The 6,719-nt window shown below is 73.7% G+C and carries 1 protein-coding gene; it reads left to right on the top strand.

The window, feature by feature from the left end; all coding sequences use genetic code 11:
- Window positions 1-6,719: lonely Cys domain-containing protein (locus JKV81_RS00005; protein WP_202074656.1), on the top strand; the 6,719-nt coding region annotated here is incomplete at both ends.

The following is a 6,719-nucleotide window of genomic DNA, read 5'->3' as shown; positions in this document are numbered from 1 at the left end:
ACCGGATCCACCTGGAGGTCTGCTGGAGCGCGTCGGACGGCGACCCCTCGCGGTCGCAGCCCTCGCACGCTCCCGCACCCCATGTCGACGATCCCCTGGGTGAGGTCCCGCTCGCCCAGCACGTGGCGAACCTGACCCGCCGGGACACGGACGGGGCCACCCGGATGACCGGCTTTGACAAGGCCGGGCGCGCGACGGTGGACGCGGCGAACGGTGAGCGGGGCCGCCGGGTCGTGCGGCACCCCGAGCCGCTGGACCACGAGTTGGACCAGCTGGCGCGGGACGCGGGGCTGCACCGTGCTCCGGGCGACGTGCCGCCGGAGACGCGGGCGACGGCACTGCGGCTGGTACGGGCGCTGCGGACCGCCTTCGGCGACGGCATCGAGGACGACCGCGGCACTCCCGGCGGACGGTACGAGCAGGCACTCAAGGGCATCGGTGCGCTGGAACGCATGCGGGCCAACGATCCGCTGCTCAGCCAGTTCACCCCGCTCCGCATGGACATGCTGGACTTCTACGTCCGGGAACACACCGACCGCGCCCCGGACGCGGCCGGCTACCTCGCCCTGTTCGACTTCGCCGCGGCCCGCCTGGCGGCCGACCCCGAGGTCCAGCTGACCGCGGTGGTGGAGGTGCCGGCCCTCCAGGTCACCTTCGGGCAACTGGCGTCCGCCGGTGAGCAGATGACCCGCCATGTGCAGTCGCTGACCGCCTCGGCGCCGTACACCCCGACGCACGTCGCGTCCACGCTGTGGGCCATGGCCCGCGCCGCCCAGATCTTCAGCGTGACCACCCGGGCCGACCGGGAGGCCATGGGCCGCAGGGTCCTCCACCTGGACGCGGAGACCGCGTGGCAGCGGTCGCACCACGAGGCACTGTGGGCCCTCATGTCGAAGGCGATCGCGCAGGGCGTGGACGTCTCCGACCACGACCTGCTGGCCGCCCATCACCTGCGGGAGCTCGGTGCCTTCGGCCCGGACACCCAGCTCAGGCGGGGATCCCACGTCCAGGGCGTCAACTGGTCCGGCACCGCCGCACCCGGCGGTATCGACTGGGGCTCCGTGAACCAGGTGGTACCGGGGCCCGGCGGGGCCACCGTGCGCCCGGTCCGGCCGGCCTGGACCCTCCCGGGCAGGCCGATGCCCACCCTGCGCGTGGTCGAGGCGGGCCCGGGCGGCACCATCGTCGTCCACGTCCCCGGCCGCGCCCCCGTCACCGTCCCGGAGAACGAGTACCTGGCGCTGCTGGGACTCGACCCGGAGTTGAGCAACGCCCCCCTGGGCACTCCTGTGCTCTTCCTGACCACCGGTTCGGGGGCGCTGAGCCCGGAGCTGGTGCAGCGGTTCTCCCGGACCACCGGACGCCCGGCCTTCGGTCACAGCGCGCCGATGATCCTCGCGCCGTCCGCCGACCCCTCCGCAGCGCTCGGCATCCTCACTCTGCCGGCCCCGGCGGGCACGGCCCCGGCCCGCTGGACCGCCGCCACCCGGCAGCAGACCACCGGCGGGGCCGGCCTGTTCGTCTTCAGCCCGAAGGACACGGCCCCGGCGCTGCTGCCGGACGTCGGGGCGCTGAGCATCGGTGAGGGGACACAGCCGTCGGCGGGCTCCCTGCTGTCGCCCGAGACCCTGATGACGAACGCGTCGGGCGCGCCGCGCGGTCGCAACCTGATGGGCGAGAAGGTGCGCCAGCTGCGGATCGGACGGGTGCGGGTGTTCGAGGAGCAGCCGGACCAGCCGTTGAAGGAGGTGCCCGGCGCGGACGCGGCCGCACCGTGGGGGGACTCGGCGTACGTCGTGTGGGGCGGGAGCCACCCGGACGGTGTGCGTTTCCCCGACGGGCGGGTGCTGGACGCCGAGAAGCTGGCGGCGGAGCTGGCGGCGGACCCCGAGCTGGCGAAGCTGCCGAAGGACGTCCCGGTCGTCCTGGTGGTGCCGAACCTGGCGAACGAGCGGTATCTGGAGTACCTGCGGGCCGTAGCCAACCTGCTGGAGCGGCCGGTGTGGGCGCCCAGCGGCGACGCCCGTCTGGTGCGCAACAAGAAGCGCGAGCACGTCCCGGCACTGATCGACCACGGCCCGGACCAGCCGCTCGGCTCGTGGGTGCCGTTCCACCCGACGAAGGCGGTCGCACCGCTCCCGGACCGTACGTGGACGGCGGTGGACGGTACGACGTTCCGCGACAGCGACGTCGTGTCCCGGCCCCTGGTCTCCGACCGGAACGAGCGGTTCGGCCGGATGTCGCACGCGGACGACGTACGGGACCGTGAGCGGCTGATGAGGACGTACCTGCGGGCGAAGAAGCAGGTCCACCTGATGGCGTCCGGCAGCAGGACCGCCCTGATCAGCGAGGAGACACGGACCCCCGACCCCGCGGTGTACGTGTACGTCGCCCACGGGCTGCCGGGCGGTCTGCTCCTGGCCCTGCGGGACGGCCGGACGGTGTGGCTGGGCGCGGCGGACGGCGGACGGTACGTCGGCGGGCTCCCCGAGGTGGCGGAGCTGCCGAAGGACCACCGCGTGAAGCTGGAGGTGTGCTGGAGCGACTCCCCGGGGAACCCGGCGCTGCCGCAGCTGGACAACCGGCCGGCGCCCCAGGTGCACGATCCGCTGGAGGAGGTGTCCCTTGCCCAGCACACGGCGAACGCGAGCCGTCGGGTGACCGACGGGTCGCTGATGAGCAGTGGCTTCCACACCGATGCCCACATCCTGCACGACACCCCCGGCGGGGTGGCCGGGCGGCGCAGGGACGTGGTTCCCGAGCCCCTGCCGCACGAGCTGGACCGGATGGCCCGGGCCGCAGGACTGCACACCGCTGAGGGCGAGGCCGCGCCCGAGGTGCGCGCGACCACCCTCCGGCTGGTGCGGGCCCTGCGGATCGTGTTCGGCCCCGAGGCCGAGACGGACGGCCCCCTGCACGGACAACTGCTCAAGGGCATCGGCGCGATGGAGACCCTGCGCGCCAACGACGCGGCGCTGGGCCGGTTCACACCGTTCCGCATGGAGCTGTGGACCTTCATCGCCCAGCGGCTGGGGAGCAGGTCGCCGAGCCCCGACGACTACCGCAAGGTCCTCGACCTCGCCGCACGGCTGGTGGCGCAGAAGCCGACGGCCCCGCTGAGCGAGGCCGTCGCGGACCCGGCGATCCTCCACGCCATGCGGCAGATGACCCAGCTCGGTGCGGCCGTCGTGCGGAACGTGCTGAGGCAGCCCGAGAGCGTCCCGGTGACGAAGCGCGCCGTGACGCACGCCTTCTGGGCGATGGCCGGCGCCGCCCAGCAGATGGCCGGCCGGGACGACGCGTTCACGGAGAAGCTGGGCCGCAGGGTCCTCCACATGTTCCCCGACGAGCAGTGGGCCCCGGCGAGGAAGCAGCAGCTGTGGATGCTGACGGCCCAGGCGATCTCGGCCGGTCTCGATCCGGCGGACTTCTTCACCCTGTCCGCCTTCCACCTCGCGTCCAGGGGAGCCTTCGGACCGGCCCACCATCTCAGGGACGGCGAGAAGTTCCAGGGCTTCAACTGGAGCGGCAGGCCCGCCCCCGGCGGTGTCGACCTCCGGGGCGTCGGCAGGCAGGACAAGGAGGGTGACGGAAGCTCCCTCACACACTTCCGCGCGCCGTGGACGGCCGAGGGCGAGCACGAGGACGTCATGGTGGTGTGGACGGACACCGACGCCGAAGGATTCGTGGTCCTCCACCTTCCCGGTACGCCGCCGTTCCGGGTGGCCGACAGGGAGTTCCTGGCCCTGCTGGACCTGGCGCCCGTGCTGCGCATGACGGCGCTCGGTGTTCCCGTGCTGTTCGTGCTGTCCGGTGCGGGCAGCGGCGCGGGGCGCCCGATGGTGCTGTCGGAGGCGTTCTCCAACCGCACCGCGCGTAACGGCTGGGCGTACAGCGGGGCGCTCACGGTGGCACCGACCACCCCGGCACCGGGCGCCACGGCGGCCCCGATGCGTCTGATCGGCCTGCCGGAGACGAACAGCGGGAAGCCTGGCGTGTGGCGCAAGGCATGGCTCCAGGGACTCAACTCCAGTGTCCTGGCGCCGGCTCCCTACGGCGACGCCCTGTTCTCCTCGCCGAAGCCGTCCGCCATGCCGCGCAGCCTGACCGGGGCGGAGGCCACCGTGCCGCCGCCGCTCAACCGCGCTGAGCTGACGGCGACGGCGCGCCGGGTGGCGGGCCGCGAGCCGGTGCACGGCATGACGGTCGAGCGGTGCCTGGTGCTGCTGGGGGCGCTGCGCGCCGAGTTGTTCCGGCGGGGGGTGCGTCCGGCGCTCACGGCGGACGATGCGGTGACCCTCGGGAACGCCGCGGAGTCTGCCCTGGTGATGGGCCCCGGATGGCGCCGGGTGCGGTCGTGGGCGTCGGTGGCCGGGGCGGTCGCGGCCCAGGGGCCCGGCGCGGTGGCGTTCGTCCTGGCGCGCCGTCAGGGTCCGCTGGCGGGGCACGCGTGGGCGGCGTACCACGTGAGCGGGCGTGACGGTGTGCTGTGGGTGGACCTGTCGGCCGGCCAGGGCCGTCAGGTGTCGGCGCTCCCGCCGGCCGTCGCGGCGTCCGACGCGCGTGCCGTGGTCGTCGGCCCCGGCGGGCAGGCCCTGGAGCACGCGCTGCCGGAGTTCTCGCAGTCCTCCTCCACGGTGCACGCGGAGCTGGACGCGGCGGTCGAACCCTCGTACGGCGCCATCGGACTGGAGCTGGAGGAGCGCCGGGACCTCTTCATCGCGGTGCCGGGCCGCATCACCACGACCCTCACCCTGGCCCACGGCCCCGGCATCACGCTCGTCACCGACGGCCGGGCCTTCTGGATGACGGCCGACGGCCTGCTCCACGTCGACCGGCCGCAGGTGGCACCGGGAGAACCGCAGCCCGTCCGGGGGAAGTACACCATCGGTGAGTTCGTCCTCGATCCGATGGCGGTGATCCCGGGGGAGCGGAGGCAGACCCAGGAAGAGGGCATGGCCCAGCTGCAGCGGGCGCGGGCCGCCGGGAGGATCGCGGACGAGCGGCAGGCCGCCGTGCCGCTCACCGAGGTGCTGGGGCCGCTCGGCGGCTGGACGTTCACCGAGGTCGGCCTGGCGACGAAGGTCAACCCCGCTCCCGAGGGCTTCGACTGGACCGCCTACGGCCAGCTCACCGTCGGTTACCCCGCCGTCGGCCTCCGGGAGCTCCAGGACATCGCCTTCGAGCGGTCGACCGCCGGACAGTTCGAGACCGCGACGGCCGGTGCCCGGAGCTTCGGCCAGATGGTCACCACGACGTTCGCGAACCACGTCCTCGGCGCGAACGCGGTGGAGAACCACATCGTCCCGTTCCTCGCGGCCGTCCCGGACGTCGACGAGGTCTGGGGCTACGGATGGCTGGGCTTCCAGAACGTCGCGGCCGCGCCGGTCGGCAACGTCTTCGACAACTCCCGGCCGCCGGGCATCGATCCGGAGCTCATCAAGAACCTCCTGCCCGCTGCCTCGCGGCACGCCCTGGACCGTGTCCTGCGGGCGCTGCGGCCCCGTACCCGGTCCTTCCTCGACGAGCGCCACGACCAGCTCACCGAGGACGTCGTCCAGCACCTGGGCAGGCTGCTGGAGTTCTACCGGCAGCGGCTGACGCCCAACCTGCCCCCCGAGACCGGTTTCTTCGACAGCGCCGGCACGGACGTGCCGACGCCCCGCGAGCACTGGACGGCCGTCCTCACCGGCCGGACGTCCGAGGGCGCCCCCATCAGCCAGCGCTACGCCGTCGGGATGGACGACGGCGACTACCCGACCCTGGACACCGACGACGGCCGGCTGGCCGTTCCGCTGGTCCTCGCGGAGCTGCGGCACTTCGGCTACACGGGCCAGTTCATGACGCCCGAGGAGGTCCGGCGCGCCGTCACGGAGATGTCCGGATACAGCCTCAGCGCCTACGAGCGCGCGCTGAGGCACCGGGCCCCGCTGCCCGAGGACGTCCTGCGCGAGTCCGTCCTGCGGATCACGGGCAACCCGGTGGTGCAGGGTGTCTCGGGCTTCCTCGTGGTGGCCGCGCGATCGGGCATCCCGCAGGCCGGCGCCCCCACCAGGAAGCTGATGACCGAGTGGGAGAGCAGGAACATCGCGCTCGCGCTGGGCGCATACGCGCTGGGCAGGCCGCTGCACGCCGGCCACCCCGCCTACCAGGGCCTGCGGGCGGCGCTCGTGGAGGCGTACGAGCTGCTGCCCCACATCCCCCCGGGAGGCCGGACGAGGGCCCAGGAGATCTTCGACGCGGCACGCACCGCCCTGGGCATCCTGGCCGACCCCGGGCAGACCCCTCCGTTCCTGCCGTGGTTCTCGGAGCTGGTCGCGCTGGACGGGTCCCGGATCCTCCTGGACCGGGTGCTGGTGATCAGGCACCGCGACGCGGACGACAAGCCGGTGGGGACGTCCACCCGGCCGCTGGGGGACTGGCAGGACGGACTGCGGCAGACCTACGGCCTGCTGCCCGAGGTGTCCACGTTCACCTTCCTGCGGCAGGGCCCGGTGCCGCTGGAAAGCCCGCACCAGGCGCTGCCGTTCGCCGACGCGTACCTGGTCGGGCTCCGGGGCGGCCCCGCGGGCGCGGTCCTCGCGCTGGCCGACGGAGCCGAGGCGGTGGTCGGCTACGACCGGGTCGTGGACCTCCTGTTCGCGGTCGACGGAGACCTGACCGCACTGGCACCGGAGGTCCCCGTCGTGGTCACGGGAGCCGACCTGGCCGGCCCCCCG

The organism is Streptomyces silvae (assembly GCF_016745505.1).
Taxonomy (GTDB): domain Bacteria; phylum Actinomycetota; class Actinomycetes; order Streptomycetales; family Streptomycetaceae; genus Streptomyces; species Streptomyces silvae.
Note: the sequence above shows the minus strand (reverse complement) of the source record. Positions and strands in the feature narration are given on the sequence as shown.